This window comes from Sporofaciens musculi, from assembly GCF_009830285.1.
Taxonomy (GTDB): domain Bacteria; phylum Bacillota; class Clostridia; order Lachnospirales; family Lachnospiraceae; genus Sporofaciens; species Sporofaciens musculi.
Window position 1 is genome coordinate 3,639,605 of the sequence record NZ_WUQX01000001.1, and the last position, 22,058, is coordinate 3,661,662.

Genomic DNA, 22,058 nt, shown 5'->3' on the forward strand with positions numbered 1-22,058 from the left:
CTAAAGTACCAGGGACGGTGCGGAATATGTACGTGCCCCAAGCTCATTGTCCAGCATGTACAGGCTCTTCGGATCATCTCCGAACAACTCAAACCTCTTCACCAGATTATCTGCGTTGGTCTCCTCCTCACCCTGCTCTTTTACGAACCAGTCTAAGAACTGCATGGTGCGGAAATCTTTTACAGAATATGCCGCATCATAGATTGCATGAATAAGGCTGGTTACATACTGCTCGTGCTTTAAGCCTTCCGAAAGAACAGACTTGGCGCTCTCTAATGCAATCGCCGGCTTGTCGATTGCTTCTAGCTCTACCTTCTCACCGTTGTTCTGGAGATACTGGATGAAAAGCATTGCATGATCCCGCTCCTCCTGAGCCTGGATCTTATACCAGTTGCCGAAGCCGTCTAAACCGTGGTCAAAATAAAAATTGGAAAAATCCAGGTACAGATATGCGGAATAAAATTCCTTGTTTACCTGCTGATTCAATAATTCTACTACTTTTTTATCTAACATGATCGTTTTCTCCTCCTTTGTTTGATTAATTCTTCCTTATTATACACTCCGCTTCATCCATTTTCAAGTGGATTCCTGTGGTATTGTTTTTTGTGAAAAATTAAATATGCAACTGGTATTTGCTTTTTAGCACGTAACAGTTCAGCCTTGCGACTGGCAAAAGAGAGAAATTGAAAAAGTTTTTTCTTCTGATTATCCACATGGAAACACGTAATTTCACGAATTTTATTGCTTTGTGATTAGTATGTGGATAACTTTTGAACAACATGTCTGTTCAGAATCCCATTTTTCATAGTTTTTGTGACCGGTATTCCACAGAACCTCTGGAATACACAAAAATAATCCACCGTCATTTTGACGAACCTATTCTAAAGAGGATTTTTCTTTTCTATTCATTTCTGATAAACTATGGTTATCAGAAATGAACGGAAGGAGATGCCCCATGGGAAGAAAAAGCAACTATGAAAATGGAATGTACCAGCAGCTCATGGAAATCATGGGGCGTCTGGATACGGTTGAAAAAGAACACAAACAGGAAGTTGGGGAATTGAAAGCGGAAATCGCAGATTTAAAAGAAGAGAACCGGCTCTTACGTCAAGAAAACCGACTGCTTAAAGACGATAATGCACGTCTGAAAAGTATTATCAATCATGACAGCTCCAATACTTCCCTTCCACCATCTACCGATCAAAAAGGCGGAAAACCTGCAAATACCTATAACGGAAGAAAGAAAACAAAACGTAAAGCAGGCGGACAAAAAGGGCATAAAGGAACAACGCTTACAAAAGCAGAGATAGAAGTAAAAATTGCTTCCGGCAAATGCAGACATGAAGTAAAAATGATTGGTAATGCAGCCGGACAGAAATACGTCACAAAATATGTGGTTGATCTAGCTGTGGAACCGATGATTACAGAAATCCGTATCTATGCAGATAAAGAAGGGGTTTTACACATTCCAAAAGAATACCGCAGTGATGTTACCTATGGAGCAAATGTAAAAGCGCTGGCTGTATCCCTGTATAGCGAAGGGGTTATGTCAAACGACAGGATTGCTTCTTTTTTAAATGCAGCCGGTAACGGAGAACTCGAATTATCAGAAGGGAGCGTCTATGGATTTTGCAAAAAACTGGCGTCGTTTTCTCAAACAAGCATTTCAAATTTGGAAAACGGACTGTTGAACCAAAAGGTTGTTGCAACCGATGCCACAGTGGTAACAGTAAATGGGAAACAGAATTATATCCGGAATTTCAGCATAAAAAACAGCGTGGTATACCATGCCATGGACAGCAAATCCATAGAAGCACTGAAGGGACTGTATTTTTTGAAACACTATACAGGGATTCTTCTGCATGACCATGAAACCGCTTTGTACCACTTTGGCACGGATCACGCAGAATGCAATGTCCACATCATGCGTTATCTCCGAAAAAATACGGAGGAAACAGGGAATGCATGGTCCGGGGAGATGAGTGCGCTCCTGTGTGAAATGAATCGGGAACGGAAAGAATTACTAGGGCAGGGGTTCCCATCATTTCCGCCTGCAATCCTAAGGGAATATGAAGAAAAATATTTTTCCCTGATACGAAAAGGAGAGGCAGAAAATAAAACGACCAGACATAAATATGCGAAAAAAGAGGAAAAGACATTACTTAACCGTATGGATAAATACAGTCATAACCATCTTTTATTCTTGCATGATTTTTCCGTGCCCTTTGATGACAATATTTCGGAACGAGATTTACGGAAAGCAAAAAATCGCCAGAAAATGGCTGGAGGTTTTCGCAAGGAAAGCGGCAGTGAAATGTACTGTTCCATTATGACAGTCATAGAAACCCTTAAGAAAAGGAAAATGGGGATTATAGAAAATATAAAAATGTTATTTATGGGCACACCGGCTATATTTTAGCCGGTGTAATACCCGTTAGGTCAATCGCAAGGCTGAACTGTTACTTTAGCACTGATCAAATTCTTTATTCTTATTGCCATATGCTTTATAATGGCAATAAGAGGAGTGATTTTTATGAATATGAATATTATATCGAAATACTTAAAATTTCTGCGTAAAAGCCATAGCTACACACAAGATGATTTAGCCCAGCACTTAGACATATCAAGGCAGGCGGTATCAAAATGGGAAACAGGGGTGGCTATCCCTGACTTAGAGGTTTTGCTGAAAATTTCCAGATTATATGACATCACAATAAATGATATATTAGAACCTCAAATACAGCCACAAAGGATAACTGATTTTGAGCAGATTTCTACAATTTCTGAAAAGGAACTGAAAGAAGTGTTAAAACAGTTTGACGCTGATTCTCTTGTAACAGCTTTAATGGGGGCATCGCCCGAAACAAATAGTTTTTGTGAAAGACTATTTCCCGATGTAGCTTTTGAAATGATAAGAAACAATATTGGCAGAATTAAGATAGAAACTGTTGAGGATATGCAGAACCAAATAATTTCTATGATAAATTTGCAGAAGGCTGACAAGGAACTTTAGTATATAAAAGCAGGAGTTTTTTGGCGGTGCAGATATTAACCATGCGTCTTTTTTTGTGTCCAAAAGGAGGAATATGAGCTTGTTTACACGCCTCGGCATATGCCAGGAAATCTTTTTGATATTAGAGATATTATAGACAGAAAAATGTAAAAATATGACCAAAACATGGGGCGTTTCTATATATGGCCCCATGCTCCGGTCAGTTCTTTCATATGGATTTTTAGCTTATCTCGAATTCCTAACCGATACAGATCGAACTAAAATTTATTGATTCGCGCGGTATGCCTCGTCAGCGCTGTAGACGTCGAAGCCGCTGCCCTTCAGGATGTCAATTACGCGGGCGGGGTCGTCGCTTTTGAGGACTGCTGCCGCGTCGCTTCCGTTCGCAAAAGCGTACATATATTCTACGTTGACCTCGCCTTCTACGATCTGGTGCATGGCTTTGCTTAACGAGCCTGTGGCATGGGGAACGCGTAATGCTACCACGTCTGTGAGCATAGCGGTGATTCCTGCCTCCTTAAGCGCTGCACGGCCCTTGTGAGGGTCGGAAACGATCATACGCAACATTCCATAGTCGGAAGTATCCGCAAGGCTTAAAGCCACGATATTTACGTCCTTCTGCGCCAGAACCTTCAGCACGTCGTCGAGGCGGCCTTCCCTGTTTTCCAAAAAAACTGATAATTGCTGAATTGTATTACTTACACCCATGGTATTTCCCTCCTCTTACAACTCTCTGTTGTCGATGACACGTTTTGCCTTGCCTTCGCTTCGCTGGATGGTCTTAGGCTCGACAAGCTTTACTCTTACGGATACGCCGAGAGCCTGTTTCAATACGGCGCCTACTTTGTTCTTCAATGCGTCCAGCTTCCGAATCTCGTCGGAGAAATATTTCTCATCCACTTCTACCATGACGGTTAAGACATCCAGGTTGTTCTCCCTGTCAACGATAAGCATATAGTGAGGTGCAACGCCGCCGCCCATAGAAAGAAGGGCAGTCTCAACCTGGGTCGGGAATACGTTGACGCCGCGAATTACCTTCATATCGTCTGTACGTCCGGTAAATTTCTGGATTCTCGGCAAGGTCCGTCCACACTCGCATGTGCTGTGGTCAATACTGGTAAGGTCTTTGGTCCGGTAACGCAGGAGAGGCATTCCCTCTTTTGCAAGGGTGGTGAACACAAGCTCGCCCGTCTCGCCGTCCGCACACGGGGACTGGTCTGCCGGATTAAGTACCTCTGGATAGAAGTAGTCCTCATACACATGCAGTCCCTTGTGGTGGATACAGTCCATGGCAACTCCTGGGCCTGTAATCTCACACAATCCATAGATATCGAAGCTGTTGATATGGAAAATGCTCTCAATCTTCTTGCGCATCTCGTCTGTCCAGGGCTCCGCCCCGTTGACACTTGCCTTAATCTTAAGCCTGTCAACAACTCCTGCCTCCTGTGCCGCCTCTGCCAGATACAAAGCATAAGACGGGGTACATGCGAATGCAGTAGCGCCGAAATCCTCCATACACATCAACTGACGCTTCGTATTGCCTGAGGACATAGGGATTGCCATGGCGCCCAATGCCTGCGCGCCCAAATCCAGACCCATTCCTCCCGTAAACAGACCATAACCGTAACATACATGGATACGGTCTGCCGCGGTCAGTCCTGCCATCACCAAACCTCTGGCAACGCACTCGCCCCATACGTCCACATCCTTCTGGGTGTAAGAAGCAAGGGTCAGTTTGCCGGTAGTTCCAGAGGTGCCCTGTACACGGGCAATCTTCTCCTTAGGAACCGCCAATAGCCCGAAGGGGTAGTTATCCCTCAAATCCTCCTTGGTGGTGAAGGGAAGTTTGCAGATATCCTCAATCCCCTTGATGTCTCCAGGCTCTACGCCCAGAGCATCCATCTTCTTACGGTAGAATTCCACATTTTCGTAGACATTCTTCACCTGCTTTACCAAACGCTCACTCTGGAGGGCATTCATCTCATCCCTGCTCATACACTCAATCTTTGGATCTCTGATGGTTTCTTTCCAGTTCTCTATTGATACTCCTGCCATTTTCTCATACTCCTATTCTGAATTTTATTCATTCCTGAAGCCAACCTGAAAAAATACCCTTCGCCCCTGTTGGCGGATCATGGCCGCAATTATCTCCATCATCACATATCGTTAGCGGGACGAAGGTTCCCAAAGTATGAGGAGCTAAAGAGTCTTATTTTCCTATACAAACTATCACCTCCAAATATATATTATTCGGACACAAGATTGTATCCCACCTCAAACGCCTGCCTGTTAATCTCTATGGTTTTCGGCGGCACGGTGTTCTCAATCACCTGATACCATTCTTCCTTGGAAAAATCCATATGCTGGGCAGCAATCCCCAGTACAATCAGGTTAAATACCTTGGGATTGCCAAGCTTCTTTGATTCCTCGGTAGCATTTACAGTATAGACCTTATAATCCTTCTTCAAGGTCTCGATAATCCCTTCCGGATACTCCTCTGCTCCAATCACTACAGGAATCGGGTCGATTCTCCAGTCATTCACAATCAGGGCGCCGTCTTTCTTAAGGAAATGTGCATACCTGAGGGCCTCAAGCCTCTCAAAAGCAATCAGCACATCTGCCTGCCCTTCCTCCACAATCGGCTCAGAAACCTTCTTACCGTAACGGACAAAGGTTACCACGCTTCCGCCTCTCTGCGCCATTCCGTGTACCTCTGACAGCTTCACATCATATCCTCCGGCAGTAGCAAGGCCGCCCAATATTCTGCTGGTCAGAAGGGTTCCCTGTCCTCCCACGCCCACAATCATAATATTTTTTGTCGCCATTATTCGTCACCTGCCTTTACTAATTCGATTGCGTCAAACTTACACAAATCTTTGCAAAGCCCGCAGCCTGTACACATAGTATCGTCAATCCGAATCGTCCCATTCTCTCTCCTTGTCATGGCAGGACAGCCCGGCTTCATACACATGCCGCATTTCCTGCATTTGTCCTCCAACGCCGTATATAAAGGCTTCTTTTCTTTGCTAAGCAGCACGCAGGGAGTCTTGGTGATAATCACAGATACCTCGTCCCTTGCCACTTCTTCTTTGAGCGCCTTCTCCAGCCCCGTAAGGTCAAATGCATTCACCTCTGTCACATTCTTCACGCCGATCGCCCGACAAAGAGCCGGAATATCAATGGCATAGGCGGGGTCGCCCTGCAAAGTCTTTCCAGTGGCTGCATGGTCCTGGTGTCCCGTCATGCCTGTGGTAGAATTATCCAGAATCAACACCGTTCCTGTGGCTTTGTTGTATACCATATTCATCAGCGAATTCACACCTGTATGGAGAAATGTAGAATCACCGATTGCCGCTACCCAGTTCTTTATGTATTCCTTTCCCTTGGCCTTCTCCATACCGTGAAGGCTTGATATGCTGGCGCCCATACAGATGGTCGTATCAACCGCGCTTAAGGGCGCAACGGCTCCCAGTGTATAACAGCCGATATCTCCCGCAACATGAAGTCCCAGCTTCTTCACCACATAATAGACACTCCTGTGGGGACATCCTGGACAGAGAATTGGAGGTCTGACCGGCGCCTTTGCAGGCGTCCTAATCTCCAGCTTCTCTCCAAGAACCGCCCTGCGTATCATATTGGCGCTGTACTCCCCCTGTACGGTAAAAATTTCTTTTCCAGTAGCTTTGATCCCCCAGGACTTCACCTGCTCCTCAATAACTGGGTCCAGTTCTTCAATAATATACAGCTTCTCCACCTTCGCCGCAAAATCCTCAATTAACCTCCTTGGAAGAGGGTTCACCATCCCAAGCTTTAACACAGAGGCTTCTGGCAGGGCCTCCTTGACATACTGATAGGGAATCCCGCTGGTAATGACTCCAATCTTAGTATCGTTCATCTCTACTCGGTTCACAGAAAGCGTATTCGCCGCCTCCATAAGCTCTAAGTTACGCTTTTCAATCTCTATATGGCGCAGCTTGGCATTTGCCGGCATCATAACCGTTCTTCTGACATCCTTCTCGTAAGGCTTATCCTTTACTTCTTCCCGATCTTCAAGCTCTACGACACCCTGGGAATGGGCAAGCCTTGTAGTCGTGCGGAACACGAAGGGGCGGTCAAACTGTTCACTTAGTTCAAATGCCTGCTTCATGAATTCCTTTGCCTCAAAGCTGTCCGACGGCTCTAACACCGGCAACTGAGCCGCGCGGGCAACCATACGGGTATCCTGTTCATTCTGCGAGCTGTAAAGCCCTGGATCGTCTGCAACCACAATCACCAGACCGCCATTCACGCCCATGTAGGAAACCGTGTAGGCCGGATCTGCCGCCACATTGAAGCCCACATGCTTCATGCAGGACATGGCCCGCACTCCTGCAACGGACGCACCGATGGCTACCTCTGTGGCAACCTTCTCGTTAGGGGACCACTCACAGTACAGCTCCTCTTTATACTGTACCAGATATTCGCTAATCTCGGTACTCGGAGTACCCGGATATGCGGCGCTTACCTTCACGCCTGCCTCATATGCGCCCCTGGCAATAGCCTCATTGCCAAGCATAATGACTTTCTTCTTCTCTGACATTCTATCTTCCATCCTTTCGTAATCTTTAATAGTATATCATAATACTTTTACGGTTTAAATCATTAATCGACAGAATTTTCTTTACAGTGACGCTTACAGGTGAATTCCTCCACATCCACCCTGATAATCCCAACCGCCTGTCCTAACTTGGGATTATCTTCTAATTCCCCAAACTCTTTTCCCGTCTGCTGCTTCATAATGACTGACAGTGCCTTTGACTTCTCCTTTGGCTCTGTAACCAGCCTCGCGCTGCCATTTCCAATGATACTAGCATAATAATAACTGTACTGGCAGGCTGTTTTCCCAGTCGCCAGCCCATAAGCTTTGTCCAGTTCAATTCCCACTGTGGGATTCTTCTTTAGCAGGCCAAGCTTCTTTCCCTCCTTAGCGCCATGGAAATACAGTACCAATTCTCCGGCTTCATACACATATCCATAATTCATGGGAACAATATAAATCTTCCCCTCGTCCATCATCCCAAGCCTGCATACTTTACAGGAATCAAGGACCTTAACTATATCTTCTTCGCCCCTTACCTTGCGGTCTGCTCTGCGCATGTCTTTTCTCCTCCTAATATCAGTGTGCTCCCATTATAACATCTACCTTTCCTTCATGAAAATAAAAAATTGAAAAACACATTAAATTGGCGTATGATTAAGATATCATTTTGTAAAATTAAATCCAAGGAGGAACATCTATGCTTAATTTTGATTACTACACCCCCACCAGGGTTGTATTTGGCCGAAACACAGAAGCAGAGACAGGGAAATTAATCCGTGAACAGAAATGTCAGAAAGTCCTTGTACACTATGGAAGCGGAAGCGTGGTCCGCTCTGGCCTTTTAGAGCGCATTTATGCATCGTTGAAAGCAGAAGGAATCCAGTACGTTTCACTGGGCGGCGTCGTTCCCAACCCCCGTCTGTCGAAGGTGCGGGAGGGAATCGCCCTTGGTCAAAAGGAGGGCGTTGACTTCATCCTTGCAGTAGGCGGCGGAAGCGTCATTGATTCCGCCAAGGCAATCGGCTACGGAATGACCAACGAAGGGGACGTGTGGGATTTCTACGCCAAAAAACGAACTGCCAAGGCATGTCTTCCTGTAGGCGCTGTCCTCACCATCGCCGCTGCCGGAAGCGAAATGAGCAACTCCTCTGTCATTACCAATGAAGACGGCTTAATCAAACGCGGATACAGCAGCAATTACAGCCGCTGCCGTTTTGCCGTCCTCAATCCTGAGCTTACCTACACTCTGCCAGACTACCAGACCCAAAGCGGATGTGTGGATATCATGATGCACACGCTGGAGAGATATTTAAACCACGGAACGAATATGGAAATCACCGACGGAATCAGCGAAGCCTTGCTTAGAACGGTAATCAAAAATGCACAGCTTCTCAAAAAAGAGCCTGAAAACTACGAGGCGCGCGCTGAGGTCATGTGGGCGGGAAGCCTCTCCCACAACGGTCTTACTGGCTGCGGAACCGATGGCGGCGACTTTGCTTCTCACCAGTTAGAACATGAACTAAGCGGCATGTTCGACGTTACCCACGGCGCCGGCCTTTCCGCTGTCTGGGGAAGCTGGGCGCGGTATGTATATAAAGAGCGCCCAGACAGGTTCGCCAACCTGGCCGTCAGAGTTTTGAGGGTTTCCAAGAAGGACTCAGAAGAAGCCACAGCCCTTGCAGGAATTGAAGCTATGGAGGATTTTTTCCGCAGTATCGGAATGCCTGTCACACTTCGGGAGTTAAAGGTTGAGCCTACAAAGGAACAGATTCTTAAATTGGCAGAGAAATGCAGCTTCGGAAATACACGTACCATCGGAGTCGTAAAGAAACTGGGACGCGAGGACATGGCAGCGATTTATCGGATGGCTAAGGGCTAAATATTCTTAAAAACAAACACAGGCATCGGGGGATTGTTCCCCCGATTAAAATATTCATTCACAATCACAGTATACTCCCCTGCCGGCAGCTTCTTAAGATATTCCAGAAGCTTCTCCTTCTCCTCAAATCCCGTATCGCCGCCGCTATAGATACACAGGCTCATCATCCCGCCATGCTTTAGAAGCCCAAGTCCCTTATTGACTGCCTCCACGCTGGTATCTGCCGCTGTGGCAATCCTATGGTCGCCTCCTGGCAGATACCCAAAATTAAAGCAGATTACATCCGCAGTTTCCGGCTTGGCATACTGATTCATATGCTCATGTCCGTCCAAAACAAGCTCTGCCCTCTCTCTTACGCCCTGGGCTGATAGCAAAGCTTCCGTCATCCTCAGTGCATCCTTTTGCACGTCAAAGGCCAGAACATGACCTGCCTCTCCCGCCAGATTGCATAGGAACAACGTGTCGTTGCCCTTCCCCATAGTAGCGTCAATATAAAAGCCCCCTTTTGGCGCCTGAGAGCAAATAATCTGGTGACACCAATGTGTAATCTGCGACTGCCGCAATCCAATCTCCCCCTTTCGTTTCCTTTTATCCCTCGTTCATTATGACTACAAATCAAACAGCGACAACTGGTTGGACTCCGGCAATCCCTTCAAAATCCCCAGCTTCACCATATAATCAATCACGCTTTTACTGGCCTTCGTCCGCTGCCTAAAATCGTCCAGCGAAAGATACTGCCCATCCTTGGACGCTTCTTCCACAGCCTCAGCCGCCTTATCACCCATGCCCTCAATGCTGACCAGCGGCGGCATTAGTTTCCCGTTTACAATCAAAAACTTTGATGCCTTGGCCTGATAGATATCCATTGGCTCAAACTCATACCCTCTGGCATACATCTCCTGCACCAGCCGCATGTCCTTCATGGTATCCTGCTCCTTTTTGCTCAGAGAATCTAATCGTCGATTGTAATCATCAATGTATCGTTTTAGATTCTCCTTCCCCAGACACATGATTTCATAGGAAAATGCATCCGCACGAATTCCAAAATAGGCTCCATAATACGCCAGCGGGAAATTAATCTTACAGTACGCAATCCGGTACGCCATCATGACATAGGCCGCTGCGTGGGCTTTCGGAAACATATACTTAATCTTCTCACAGGACCAGATATACCAGTCCGGCACGTCATGAGCCTTCATATCCTCCTTAAACTGAGGCCAATCCTTACATTTCCCCTTGGCCACAGCCCCTTTTCTGACTCTCTCCATAATGGTAAAGGACTGCTCAGAATCCATCCCCTTGTTAATCAGATAGGTCATAATATCGTCACGGGTACAGATTGCCGTGGAAATCGTGGCCTTTCCAGAGCGAATCAATTCCTGGGCATTGTTAAGCCACACATCCGTTCCATGGGAAAGTCCGGAAATCCGAATCAAATCCGACAAGGTCTGAGGCTTGGTATCCACCACCATCTGAATAACAAAATCCGTTCCAAATTCCGGTATCCCAAGGCATCCCACCGGACATCCTCCGATATCCTCCGGCGTAATTCCAAGGACTGACGTATCATGAAACAGGGAAATCACGCCCTTATCATCCAACGGAATATTCGTGGCCACAAACTTATTGTCCGTCTCATTGTACTCATTTTCCATAGCAGGAGAACTGATATACTCCTCTAAAGTCTTAATCATCGTTGGATCATCATGCCCCAGAATATCCAGCTTAAGCAGGTTATGGTCAATGGAGTGATAGTCAAAATGGGTAGTCACAATATCCGTATTCATATCATTGGCCGGATGCTGCACAGGCGTAAAGGTGTTAATCTCCTCTCCCAAAGGCAGGACGATGATTCCGCCTGGATGCTGACCCGTACTTCTTCGGATTCCCGTACAGCCAAGCACAATCCTGTCAATCTCACATTTTCGTTTTCCCTGTCCCCGCTCGGTAAAATAATTCTTCACATAGCCAAAGGCCGTCTTATCCGCCAGCGTTCCAATGGTTCCCGCCCGATAAGTCTGCCCTGCCCCAAAGATGACCTCTGTATACTTATGGGCAAGACTCTGGTAATCTCCGGAGAAATTCAAGTCAATATCCGGCTCTTTATTTCCCTTGAACCCAAGGAAGGTCTCAAAAGGAATGTCAAATCCATCCTTCACAAGAGGCTGGCCGCACACCGGACACGTCTTGTCCGGCATATCCCATCCGCACCCCCCTGCATATGCCCTCACCTCCTGAGACTCAAAATCACTGTAATGGCAATGTTTACAATAATAATGGGGACTTAATGGATTTACCTCCGTGATACCCGCCATGGTCGCCACAAAAGACGAGCCGACAGACCCTCTGGAGCCCACCAGATACCCGTCCTCATTGGACTTCCACACCAGCTTCTGGGCAATAATATACATCACGGCAAATCCGTTGGAAATAATGGAATTAAGCTCTCTCTCCAATCTCTCCGTTACTACAGGCGGCAAATCCTCACCGTACATGGAATGAGCCTTCTGGTAACAGATTTCCCGCAAAAGCTTATCTGAATCCGGAATCACAGGCGGACATTTATCCGGACGCACAGGCGTAATCCTCTCCACCATGTCCGCAATCCGGCAGGGATTGTCAATCACAACCTCCTGAGCCTTTGCCGAGCCAAGATACTCGAACTCCTCTAACATCTCGTCCGTGGTACGCAAAAACAAAGGCGACTGATTGTCCGCATCAGTAAAGCCCTTTCCCGCCATGATAATGCGGCGGTACACCTCGTCGTCCGGCTCCATGAAATGTACGTCGCAGGTTCCCACCACAGGCTTATTAAAGCGCTCGCCTAACTCCACAATCTTTCGGTTTAAGTCTTTTAAGTCTTCCTCGCTCTGAACCCTCGTCACACGCTCACTGTCAATCATGAACCGGTTGTTGCCAAGAGGCTGGATTTCCAGATAGTCATAGAAATTCACAATCCTGGCAATCCTCTCATCCGACTTCTCATTTAAGATCGCCTGGTAAAGCTCTCCCGCCTCACAGGCGCTTCCAACAATCAGCCCCTCTCGATACTTTGACAGCTCGCTTTTGGGAATCCTTGGCCTTCTGGCATAGTATTCCAGGTGAGACTTAGACACCAGGGTATAGAGATTCACCCGTCCAATCTCATTTCGGGCAAGAATAATCACATGGTAGGTAGGAAGCTTCTTGACCGCATCCGAATTTTGGGAGCCAAACTGATTAAGCCTAGTAAGGTCCGTGATATTCCGTTCTCTTAACATCTCTATAAACTTCACAAAAATCTCCGCCGTCGCGCCGGCGTCATCCACGGCACGATGATGGTTCTCCAGGGAAATGTGAAGGGCATTTGCCACCACATTCAGTTTAAATTTCGACAGAGTCGGAAGCAGAATCCGCGCCATGGCCACCGTATCCACAGAAGTGAATTCCGGCACCATATCCTGATACCTACAGTTCTGCTCAATAAATCCCACGTCAAAAGAAGCGTTGTGAGCTACCAGCACAGCGTCCCCTATAAATGTCAAAAACTGGGGAAGCACAGTCTCAATATCCGGCGCGTCTAAGACCATATCATCCGTGATGCTGGTAAGCTGGGTAATCTGGAAAGGAATAGGCACCTTGGGATTCACAAAGGTACTGAATTTCTCTGTAATCTTCCCCTTCTCCACCTTCACGGCGCCAATCTCGATAATTTTATCCTTAATCGGGCTAAATCCCGTGGTCTCAAGGTCAAACACCACATAGGTCCCGCTAAGAGACTGTCCCTTCTCATTCACAGCCACATCCGTAAGGTCATCCACCAGATAACCCTCCACGCCGTAAATCACCTTAAAGGGATCATCTTTGTCCAGCGTCTCAATATAGTGGTTCGCATCTGGGAAGGACTGAACAACCCCATGGTCTGTAATAGCTAATGCCTTATGCCCCCAGTCATGAGCCCGTTTTAACAAGTCCTTCACCTCTGTCACACCGTCCATGTCGCTCATTTTCGTATGGCAATGAAGCTCTACCCGCTTCTTAGGAGCAGTATCCTTCCTCGACTCAGTAAAATCACTTATTTTGCGGATACCCGCTACTGAAGAAATCACCAGCTCTCCGTCAAATTTATCGATATTCGTAACGCCTTTAATCTTAAGAAACGCCCCCATCTTCACATCGCCAATGATATTCGCAAGCTGGTCATTCCTTACAAACAGCTTGATTGTAATGGTATCTGTAAAATCCGTTACAGAAAATATAACAATAGTCTTCTCATTGCGAATCTCACGGGTGTCAAAGCTAATAACCTTTCCGCGGAAGGTAATCTCTCCCATTTCCCCCACAACCTGGCATAACTCCATAGGCTCATCGTTAAAATCACGGCCATAGATAAGATTTGGGTCATCAGAGGCTTTCCCCCATGTTCCTTTGGATGAGCCTCTGGAAAATTTCTTCGATGAACCAAAAGAGCTGCCTGCCTGTCCAAAGCCATCTGCAAATCCGTTTCCAGAATTCTTCAAAGGGCTGTTTTGGGCGCTGCCGCCAGATGTTTTTCCTCCATTTCCAGAACTACTTCCCGCATCGGCCTTCTGCATATTCTCAGACTGGTTTCTTCGGTTCTTGCCCAAGTCCACGTCTGCCGGTTGATTGCTGTCTGCCCCATTTTCCTGCTGAATAGAGGCATTAGACTTCAGAATTTCATCTACCTCCTGTTTCAGCTTTATCTCATTATACTTTAACACGCTCTCCTTTGGCTTCTCATACAACACCCGAATCTCAATGGGACGGCCAAATCTATACTGGAATACATCCGTAAGATAGGAGGTAATGGACTCCCGCTTTCCCTGGGCCACAATAGAATCCTGAAGGGTAAGGCACAAAATGTTCTCATTCTGGAACTCATAGCTTGAATTCTGAAGCATACTGCGCTCCACCACGCTGCGCTTTTCAAGCTCAAAAAGAAAACTGTCAAAATATTCATTCATCAGATTCTCCGGCGTATACTGCTCGGAAAGATCATACTGCTCTTTTACCTCAATCTGAATATAACTGCGTCCAAACAACTGCTCCTTAAGCCTTCTCTCAACCTCATCTACACATTTTTTCTGTATCAGATACCGGCTTAACAGATGTACCTTAATAAAATCTCGGTCAGAATTCGTCGTCACCTTACTGACCTCTGCCTGCGCAAATATGCTGCGCAGCTCCTCATCTACTTTTAACGTAGGAAATACCTCAAAGAATGGCTTACTCATTCCAGTTCAACAACTCCTGTCTCAATGTCTCCAACAACTGGTCCTCTCTTACCTTCTTCACTACCTCACCCTTTTTAATCAAAAGCCCCTCGCCAATGCCGCCGGCAATGCCGATATCAGCCTCCTTCGCCTCTCCCGGTCCATTGACCACACAGCCCATAACAGCCACCTTAATATTCAGGGGGATATCCTCCACCATCTCCTCCACCTGGTTTGCAAGTCCAATCAAATCAATCTTCGTCCTGCCGCAAGTCGGACAGGAAACCACTTCAATCCCTCCCTGACGCAGTCCTAAGGTCTTAAGGATTAGCTTGGCAGACCTAATCTCCTCCACAGGGTCCCCAGTCAGCGACACACGAATGGTATCACCGATTCCCTGATTCAGAATCAGCCCTAACCCCACAGAGGACTTAATATTCCCCGCAAGAAGGGTTCCAGCCTCTGTAATGCCAACATGCAGCGGATAAGGACATTCTCTGGCAATCAGCTCATGGGCCCTGACGCACATCATAACATCCGAGGACTTGATACTCACTACCAGATTGTCATACCCCATCCCCTCAATCATATGTACCTTGTCCATGGCGCTCTCCACCAAGCCTTCTGCGGTCACGCCTCCATACCGCTCCACCAGAGGCTTTTCAAGAGAACCGCTGTTGACCCCTACCCGAATCGGCACCTTACACGCCTTCGCCTTATCAACCACAGCCTGCACCCTGCTGCCATCCCCAATGTTACCTGGGTTAATTCGGATCTTGTCCGCCCCGTTCTCAATCGCGGCAATGGCAAGCCGGTAGTCAAAATGGATATCCGCAACCAACGGAATATGAATTCTCTCCTTAATTTTACCAATGGCCTGAGCTGCCTCCATAGTCGGCACGGCACAGCGGATAATCTCACAGCCCGCCTTCTCAAGAGCCAGAACCTGCGCCACAGTCGCCTCCACCTCCTCCGTCCTCGTATTGGTCATAGACTGAATGGCAATCGGGCTGCCTCCCCCGATTATCACATCTCCAATTCCAATCTTCTTCGTCGCCTCTCTGTACATACTGTCTATTACCCCTTTCTCTAAAAAAATTTATTCTATCCCTCGTCCAATAAGGGATACCCCTCTACCGCATATGAAATTCGATAGAGGGGTATTTCTGTTACTCTTTTATCAATATTAACTGTTCACCGTACTCACGCTCAGTCAAGGTCAACTGCTCCTGATCCACGCTGTAATCAAAGGTTGTAATCACAGTGGATAGAGCCTGACGGATATCTTCCTCCGTATACTGACCTCCCATCTTGTCAGCCATCTTCTGAAACCCTGCCTCATCCGGCGTAATTGTAATAGTCTTCTCATCCTTATTCAGCGTATACTTCATATCCACGGCTACGCTTAGAGCATCTTCCGCCTCTGGAATCGAAATCACCATGGAACCATTCTTCATAATCGACATATAAAAGCTTCCATCTTCATCCGCCCATTCGCCCTCCAAGGGATTCGTTGTAAATAACTTCGCAAGCAGCAGAATGACTCCCACAATGATTACGATTGTCGAAACCGTAGTAACGATTCTCCATATCTTACTCCTCTTAACTTCATCATTCTTCGCAATCATCTGTCCTGCCCCCACTCTTTCTATTAAATCATTTACCACTTTCATTATATGTACTTTTTTACCTGATGTCAACGGATGGCTGCTACTCTGTCTCCACCAGCAGATAGAAGCCCTTGTCCGTCTTCTCTATCTTCTGAATGATTCCCTTTCGGGCATGTAACCTTTCACTGGTCCTGTAGATTCCAGACATGGCAATCGACGGCTCCACCAGATAGGTATACTGCCCTGTCACGGCGCTTCGCTCGCTAATCTCAACCTCCTGCCCTTCCTTTACAAGTCCTTCTCTCTCCATCTTAAATCGGTCTACTCTCATAATCTGCCACTCTCCGTGCGAACACCTCCAAACAGAATCCTTAACCCTCCAACAGCTTCGTAATATCCTCCGGATTCGGCATGGAGCGGATTGCACCCTTCTTCATGGTAATCAGAGCAGCTCCCCCATTGGCATAAGTCAGGATATCTCCCAGAATGTCTTCCGTTAAATTGTCAATGCCGTGACTTAGAACCCCGTTAATCGCACATCCGCAGAACGTATCTCCTGCTCCTGTCGTCTCGATAGCCTTCACAGTAAATCCCTTACGCTCTACACGCATATCCTTATAATATGCCCTGCTTCCATCCTTCCCCATGGTCAGGAAGATTAACGGAATCTGGTACTTCTCCTGAAGGTAATGAATTCCTTCGTCATAATCCTCCTTACCTGAGATAAACTGAATCTCATTGTCAGAAATCTTCAGCACATCACAATATTGGAAGCCATACTCCATCTGCTCCTTTGCTTCATCCAGCGAACGCCACAGCGGGGGACGAAGGTTAGGGTCAAAGGTAATCAGACAGCCCGCCTCCTTCGCAGCCTTAAGCGCCTTCTTCGTAGCCGACTTTACCGGCTCGTCGGTCATCGACAACGTTCCAAAATGAAAGACCTTAGACTGGCGGATGATCTCAAAGTCCACATCATCCTCTGTCAGCATCATATCTGCCCCTGGTTTACGGTAGAAAGAAAACTCCCTGTCGCCATCTGGAAACGTATGTACGAATGCCAAAGTCGTAGGAATCTCTTTATCAAGTATCAGCCCCTTAGCCTCAATCCCAAGGTCTTCAATCGTACTTTTCAGCAAACGTCCAAACTGGTCCTCACCGACTTTTCCAATAAATGCTGTCTTTCTTCCAAGTTTATTTAACATTGCAAGTACATTACAGGGCGCGCCTCCGGGACATGCCTCAAATAGATTATTCCCTTGTTCGCTTTGTCCATTCATTGTAAAGTCAATTAACATCTCGCCTAATGCAGTTACATCATATAATTTGTCCATACATAAGTCTCCTTCTTTTCATTTCAGGTTTGCAAATATTTTAACATATGAGAGAGAATTTTAAAAGGGGGTCAATTTTTATAATATTTAATATAAAAACAATAAAAGTTATTATTTTCGTCAATCTATACTTGAACAATTATCAAGGTTTTGCTATAATGAAAGAAAATTTAGAACGGAAGTAATACAAATTGCTAAAAGAGGAATAAAAAATGAAGAAAAAAAGATTAATTCTATCCGCAAACAAATTCTATCAGGGTATCGCCATGTAATCCTGGTCATGTGCCTGTTAGTTGCAATTTCTCTGATCTCACTGATTCAGATTAGCAGAAATTACCGCGTCGTATCCAACAATCGGGATAATCAGGCGGCAACTCAGTCGGCTTTAGCGAAGCACTATGAATGGCTGGAGATGTACAATGAAAGTATTCTGAACGGAACAGAATTTAAGGGAAGTCTGGATTACAATACCTGTCTTTTGGGGCAATGGTTGGCAGGCGTCAGTGATTCGGATCTGTCCGATACCGTTATACGCAATACTCTGACAGAAGTTCAGCCTCCTCATCAGAATATGCATATGCTTGCTTCTGAGATTCTGGAGCTTGCCAAGACAGACAAAGACGCTGCATATTCAAGATTCCTTCAGGAATTGAAGCCTCTGACGGCAGAAGTAATCGACGGATTGGAGACAATCTCCTCCCAGTACAGAGATATTGCCAATGAAGCTTCCGAGAAGATGGATAATCTGATCTTCATCATGATCGTCCTGAATATCATTTGTGCTCTGCTAGGCTTCATGATTGCATTATTCTATGGTACTCGCTCGGCTAAGCAGATTTCCCGTCCGATTACCGCAGTAGCCGAATGGTCAGAGAAGCTTTCTGTAGGCGCTGACCAGATTGACTTTGATCATAAGGTGCTGAAAGGTAATGAAGACAATGAGATTGGCTCTATGATACATTCATTCCAGCGTATGGTAGACAGCATCCATGAGAATGTAGAAGTTGTGAAGCGTCTTGCCCAAGGTGATATGACCGTGTTCGTCAACATTCGTTCACAGGAGGATTCTCTGGGAAGGAACCTGTATCATCTTGTTCAGTCCAATGATTTTATGTTTGCCAAGATTATTGAGATTGCAATGTCTGTGGCAACTGCTTCCCAGAATATAGCCAATGCAAGCCAGATGCTGGCAGACACAGCGTCAAAACAGGTGATTGCAATCAATGAGCTGAACAGCTCTACCGATGAAACAAGAGAGCTTGTCACACAGAACGGAATCGAGGTTCAGCATGCAACTGACCTTTCTCACTCCATCCTACAGGATATGCAGGATAGTAATGCCAAGATGGGCTTACTGGTGGAGTCCGTAGATGAGATTAATAAGTCGTCTCAAAAGATTGCCAATGTTATCAAATTAATCGACGACATTGCATTCCAGACGAATATTCTTGCATTGAATGCCGCTGTAGAAGCCGCCCGCGCCGGTGAAGCCGGAAAGGGCTTTGCGGTAGTTGCAGACGAGGTGCGTGTCCTTGCCCTTAAGAGTGCGGACGCAGCCAACGAGAGTAAACAGTTGATTGAGGCTACTATGCGTGCAACAAAGGATGGAAGCCAGATTAGTTCAGAAGCATTCGATACCTTCCAGCATGTTGTGGATGACCTTGACAGTATTATTGAAACAGTAAATAACATTTCAAATTCATCACAAAAACAGGAGGATGCGATTTCAAGGATTCATGAGCAGGTTGAATTTATCAATGAATCTATTACCTCCAACCTGTCTGTAAACGAAGAAGCCGCTGCCGCAAGCAGCGAGATGCGAGAGGACGCAAGGTTGCTTGAGGAGGAGATGAACCAGTTCAATCTTCGCCAGAGAAAGATGGGCCATGCATATATTCCGCCGGAGAAGCGTAATGACGAAGAATTTATCCGTCAGGCTAATGAAAATTACCAGAAATCTCTTAAGACTGGTCAGTATACTCCTCTGGATACGAAAAATAATAAATAAAAAATTTGCATTACATAAGGGGCTGTCTGTGACAGCCCCTCCTAATTTTACTAAATTTTCATTCTTTCTTTCAACGAATGGCAGGATATCATCACATCCAACACAAAGCTCCCATCCTCCGTATAACAGAGCATGTCCCCGCCAAGTCTGCCTGCCGCCTCCTGCACAGTCACAAGTCCAAATCCATGATCATCTCCCGCCTTATCCGTGGCAGGTATCTTCCCCTTTTCCACATGCAGGTCATTCCGACAACGATTCTGTATCCGTATTGTGAGATACTTCTTATTGTACTTCATCTGCACAAATATTTCGCGTTTCTCTGCGTCCAGCGTTTCCAACGCATCGCAGGCATTTTCCAGCCCATTCGACAAAATCTGACACAACTCCATATATGGAAGTTCTTCTTCCCCTGCCTGTATATCAATGGTAAGCTTTGTCCCTAGTTCCTCCAGCTTTGCGAAATGCTGAACAAATACTGCATTGATGTATGGGTTAGCACAAAACTGTCCATACGCGGCGTCCATCTCTGTCTCCACACCTTTTAAATACGCCAGCGCCTCTTTAGTCTTCCCTGCTGCAAGCAGGCCCGAAAGCGTGACTGTATGTCCCTTCATGTCATGCTTCATCCTTCGTATACGCTGCTGGTTCTCAAGCTGCGCCTTCAGCATGTTCTTCTGCTCTTGCAGGATACGCTCACTTTGCTGCTTCCGGTAAAGCAAAAGCTGTCTGTAGAGAGACGTAAAAATCGTTCCATAGACAAATACCATCAATACCAGTACCAGTATACATAAAAGCAGATCTTCCGGCCGGTTGACAATATTCGTGGGATACTGTACTGTTACCACCAACAGAAGATAGTACAGCATCGTCATGCCTGCAAAAACTCCCCATCCCTTTTTCACAGAATCCTGCAGCTCCAGATATGGCTTTCTCAAATACCGCCACACCAGATACTCAAGAAGGGGAAACGCAAGCAGTCTGCTTACTAACAGCAATATATACTTCTCTCCACCCAGGTAATAATCCAAAATATTTGTAATTGCCATAAGCCACAGGCAAGTGGTATCCGCCAGACAGAAGGAAAGCAGGAAACGAAACCTCTTATCCGCACTCATCACATACAATAATATAAAACTGGGTATGGAGCAGGTAAACAGGAACACCTTCCCCAAGACCTCCATACCGTATATGACCATGCCGACTCCATTTGCTAACATTAAAACGCCCATAGCGGTGTATGATGCCACTCTTATTTTCCTACTGGTAAACCGTGACCGGTAAAGCATGATAAACAGGAACACCACATGGAGCATTGCCCAAAATATTGAAATATCACGAAGTATGGTCATTTTTAGTTATCCTGCATCTTTGTCAACTTAACTGCCTGGTCTGCCGCAATACATGCATCGATAATCTCCTGAATATCCCCGTTCATAATCTTATCCAGCTTATAAAGCGTAAGCCCAATCCTATGGTCTGTCACACGCCCCTGCGGGAAATTATAGGTACGAATCTTCTCAGAACGGTCTCCCGTTCCAATCTGGCTCTTTCTCGCCTCCGCCTCTGCATCATGCTGCTTCTGGCACTCAATATCATATAATTTTGCCCGCAGCAGCGCAAACGCCTTATCCTTATTCTGAAGCTGTGACTTCTCTGTCTGGCTGTAAATCACGATACCTGTGGGATAATGGGTCAGACGTACGGCAGAATCCGTGGTATTGACACACTGACCTCCATTTCCCGAAGCCCTCATAACATCAATACGGATATCCTTCTCATCAATCTGGATATCCACCTCCTCAGCCTCCGGTATCACGGCCACTGTAATTGTGGAAGTGTGAATCCGCCCGCCGGACTCCGTCTCAGGCACACGCTGTACACGATGTACGCCGGACTCATATTTCATTACAGAGTAAGCGCCGTTTCCATTAATCATAAAGGTAACATTCTTCATGCCGCCGATGCCGATTTCTTCACATTCTACCAACTCCACCTTCCAGCGCCTGCTCTCTGCATAATGCAGATACATACGGTAAATCTCTGCCGCAAATAAGGCTGCCTCGTCGCCGCCTGCGCCTGCACGAATCTCCACGATAACGTTCTTGTCGTCATTAGGGTCCTTAGGGAGAAGCAGAATCTTAAGCTCTCTTTCCAACTCCTCAACCCTTGCCTTGGCTTCGTTTAACTCCTCCTTGGCAAGCTCACGCATCTCCTCGTCCGATTCCTCCTCCAGCATCTGAAGGCTGTCGTCGATTGCCTGTTTACACGCCTTATATTCCTTATATGCCTCCACAATAGGAGACAGGTCGTTTTGTTCCTTCATAAGCTTCCGGAATCTTGCCTGGTCACTGGCAACGTCCGGCTCTTGAAGCTCACTTAATATTTCCTCCATACGAATGAGCAAATCTTCTAATCTATCAAACAT

Annotated in this window: 18 protein-coding genes; 4 read left to right on the forward strand and 14 right to left on the reverse strand. The window is 46.3% G+C overall.

What is annotated here, in order from left to right; translation table 11 throughout:
• Positions 1–513, reverse strand: coding sequence for a ferritin (locus tag GN277_RS18520; protein ID WP_159752513.1), 513 nt, complete (start codon positions 511–513; stop codon positions 1–3).
• A gap of 442 nt (positions 514–955) precedes the next feature.
• Between GN277_RS18520 and GN277_RS18525 the strand changes: the two genes are divergently transcribed.
• Positions 956–2,419 carry an IS66 family transposase gene (locus tag GN277_RS18525; RefSeq protein WP_159750299.1) on the forward strand — a complete coding sequence of 488 codons (1,464 nt, stop codon included), beginning with the start codon at positions 956–958 and terminating at the stop codon, positions 2,417–2,419.
• A gap of 114 nt (positions 2,420–2,533) precedes the next feature.
• Positions 2,534–3,013: a helix-turn-helix domain-containing protein gene (locus tag GN277_RS18530; protein WP_159752515.1), complete on the forward strand. Its 480-nt coding sequence runs from the start codon at positions 2,534–2,536 to the stop codon at positions 3,011–3,013.
• Positions 3,014–3,277: 264 nt separating this feature from the next.
• On the opposite strand, the gene GN277_RS18535 is transcribed toward GN277_RS18530, so the two are convergent.
• The 5 genes from GN277_RS18535 to GN277_RS18555 all read right to left on the reverse strand — a co-directional run bounded on the left by GN277_RS18535 (position 3,278) and on the right by GN277_RS18555 (position 8,149).
• Positions 3,278–3,721, reverse strand: coding sequence for an amino acid-binding protein (locus tag GN277_RS18535; protein ID WP_159752517.1), 444 nt, complete (start codon positions 3,719–3,721; stop codon positions 3,278–3,280).
• Between the two features lie 15 nt (positions 3,722–3,736).
• Positions 3,737–5,068, reverse strand: coding sequence for a phenylacetate--CoA ligase family protein (locus GN277_RS18540; protein WP_159752519.1), 1,332 nt, complete (start codon positions 5,066–5,068; stop codon positions 3,737–3,739).
• A gap of 191 nt (positions 5,069–5,259) precedes the next feature.
• Complete coding sequence (locus GN277_RS18545) at positions 5,260–5,838, reverse strand: indolepyruvate oxidoreductase subunit beta (protein WP_159752521.1); 579 nt, start codon at positions 5,836–5,838, stop codon at positions 5,260–5,262.
• Positions 5,838–7,592, reverse strand: coding sequence for an indolepyruvate ferredoxin oxidoreductase subunit alpha (gene iorA, locus GN277_RS18550; RefSeq protein WP_159752523.1), 1,755 nt, complete (start codon positions 7,590–7,592; stop codon positions 5,838–5,840). Before iorA ends, GN277_RS18545 begins: the two co-directional genes overlap by 1 nt.
• A 62-nt stretch (positions 7,593–7,654) precedes the next feature.
• Positions 7,655–8,149 carry a pyridoxamine 5'-phosphate oxidase family protein gene (locus GN277_RS18555; protein ID WP_159752525.1) on the reverse strand — a complete coding sequence of 165 codons (495 nt, stop codon included), beginning with the start codon at positions 8,147–8,149 and terminating at the stop codon, positions 7,655–7,657.
• Positions 8,150–8,289: 140 nt separating this feature from the next.
• On the opposite strand from GN277_RS18555, the gene GN277_RS18560 reads away from it, so the two are divergent.
• The gene (locus GN277_RS18560) at positions 8,290–9,471 is read left to right on the forward strand and encodes an iron-containing alcohol dehydrogenase (protein ID WP_159752527.1); all 1,182 of its coding nucleotides are present in this window, start codon (positions 8,290–8,292) and stop codon (positions 9,469–9,471) included.
• Here GN277_RS18560 and GN277_RS18565 read toward each other — a convergent pair.
• From GN277_RS18565 to GN277_RS18590, 6 genes are all read right to left on the reverse strand, one after another.
• Positions 9,468–10,034, reverse strand: a complete 567-nt coding sequence (locus GN277_RS18565; RefSeq protein WP_159752529.1) for a tRNA (mnm(5)s(2)U34)-methyltransferase — start codon at positions 10,032–10,034, stop codon at positions 9,468–9,470. The genes GN277_RS18560 and GN277_RS18565 overlap by 4 nt on opposite strands.
• A 45-nt stretch (positions 10,035–10,079) precedes the next feature.
• The gene (locus GN277_RS18570) at positions 10,080–14,705 is read right to left on the reverse strand and encodes a PolC-type DNA polymerase III (protein WP_159752531.1); all 4,626 of its coding nucleotides are present in this window, start codon (positions 14,703–14,705) and stop codon (positions 10,080–10,082) included.
• Positions 14,698–15,753: a flavodoxin-dependent (E)-4-hydroxy-3-methylbut-2-enyl-diphosphate synthase gene (gene ispG / locus GN277_RS18575; protein WP_159752534.1), complete on the reverse strand. Its 1,056-nt coding sequence runs from the start codon at positions 15,751–15,753 to the stop codon at positions 14,698–14,700. Before ispG ends, GN277_RS18570 begins: the two co-directional genes overlap by 8 nt.
• A gap of 100 nt (positions 15,754–15,853) precedes the next feature.
• The gene (locus GN277_RS18580) at positions 15,854–16,357 is read right to left on the reverse strand and encodes a hypothetical protein (RefSeq protein ID WP_244324784.1); all 504 of its coding nucleotides are present in this window, start codon (positions 16,355–16,357) and stop codon (positions 15,854–15,856) included.
• A 37-nt stretch (positions 16,358–16,394) separates the two neighbouring features.
• Positions 16,395–16,625, reverse strand: a complete 231-nt coding sequence (locus GN277_RS18585; RefSeq protein WP_159752536.1) for a hypothetical protein — start codon at positions 16,623–16,625, stop codon at positions 16,395–16,397.
• Between the two features lie 40 nt (positions 16,626–16,665).
• Positions 16,666–17,625, reverse strand: a complete 960-nt coding sequence (locus GN277_RS18590) for a carbohydrate kinase family protein (protein WP_159752538.1) — start codon at positions 17,623–17,625, stop codon at positions 16,666–16,668.
• Positions 17,626–17,905: 280 nt separating this feature from the next.
• Between GN277_RS18590 and GN277_RS18595 the strand changes: the two genes are divergently transcribed.
• Complete coding sequence (locus GN277_RS18595) at positions 17,906–19,633, forward strand: methyl-accepting chemotaxis protein (protein WP_159752540.1); 1,728 nt, start codon at positions 17,906–17,908, stop codon at positions 19,631–19,633.
• 50 nt (positions 19,634–19,683) lie between these two features.
• Here GN277_RS18595 and GN277_RS18600 read toward each other — a convergent pair whose 3' ends face one another.
• A complete protein-coding gene (locus GN277_RS18600; protein WP_159752542.1) occupies positions 19,684–20,982 on the reverse strand; it encodes a sensor histidine kinase in 1,299 nt (432 codons plus the stop codon).
• Positions 20,983–20,984: 2 nt separating this feature from the next.
• Positions 20,985–22,058 (reverse strand): peptide chain release factor 1, encoded by a 1,074-nt coding sequence (gene prfA / locus GN277_RS18605; protein ID WP_159752544.1) that lies wholly within the window; start codon positions 22,056–22,058, stop codon positions 20,985–20,987.

Coding starts and splice junctions, on each gene's coding strand:
- GN277_RS18525 (WP_159750299.1), top strand. CDS start 956: ATGGGAAGAAAAAGCAACTATGAAAATGGAATGTACCAGCAGCTCATG.
- GN277_RS18600 (WP_159752542.1), bottom strand. CDS start 20,982: ATGACCATACTTCGTGATATTTCAATATTTTGGGCAATGCTCCATGTG.
- GN277_RS18540 (WP_159752519.1), bottom strand. CDS start 5,068: ATGGCAGGAGTATCAATAGAGAACTGGAAAGAAACCATCAGAGATCCA.
- prfA (WP_159752544.1), bottom strand. CDS start 22,058: ATGTTTGATAGATTAGAAGATTTGCTCATTCGTATGGAGGAAATATTA.
- ispG (WP_159752534.1), bottom strand. CDS start 15,753: ATGTACAGAGAGGCGACGAAGAAGATTGGAATTGGAGATGTGATAATC.
- GN277_RS18545 (WP_159752521.1), bottom strand. CDS start 5,838: ATGGCGACAAAAAATATTATGATTGTGGGCGTGGGAGGACAGGGAACC.
- GN277_RS18570 (WP_159752531.1), bottom strand. CDS start 14,705: ATGAGTAAGCCATTCTTTGAGGTATTTCCTACGTTAAAAGTAGATGAG.
- iorA (WP_159752523.1), bottom strand. CDS start 7,592: ATGTCAGAGAAGAAGAAAGTCATTATGCTTGGCAATGAGGCTATTGCC.
- GN277_RS18530 (WP_159752515.1), top strand. CDS start 2,534: ATGAATATGAATATTATATCGAAATACTTAAAATTTCTGCGTAAAAGC.
- GN277_RS18520 (WP_159752513.1), bottom strand. CDS start 513: ATGTTAGATAAAAAAGTAGTAGAATTATTGAATCAGCAGGTAAACAAG.
- GN277_RS18580 (WP_244324784.1), bottom strand. CDS start 16,357: ATGAAAGTGGTAAATGATTTAATAGAAAGAGTGGGGGCAGGACAGATG.
- GN277_RS18585 (WP_159752536.1), bottom strand. CDS start 16,625: ATGAGAGTAGACCGATTTAAGATGGAGAGAGAAGGACTTGTAAAGGAA.
- GN277_RS18535 (WP_159752517.1), bottom strand. CDS start 3,721: ATGGGTGTAAGTAATACAATTCAGCAATTATCAGTTTTTTTGGAAAAC.
- GN277_RS18590 (WP_159752538.1), bottom strand. CDS start 17,625: ATGGACAAATTATATGATGTAACTGCATTAGGCGAGATGTTAATTGAC.
- GN277_RS18595 (WP_159752540.1), top strand. CDS start 17,906: ATGTGCCTGTTAGTTGCAATTTCTCTGATCTCACTGATTCAGATTAGC.
- GN277_RS18555 (WP_159752525.1), bottom strand. CDS start 8,149: ATGCGCAGAGCAGACCGCAAGGTAAGGGGCGAAGAAGATATAGTTAAG.
- GN277_RS18560 (WP_159752527.1), top strand. CDS start 8,290: ATGCTTAATTTTGATTACTACACCCCCACCAGGGTTGTATTTGGCCGA.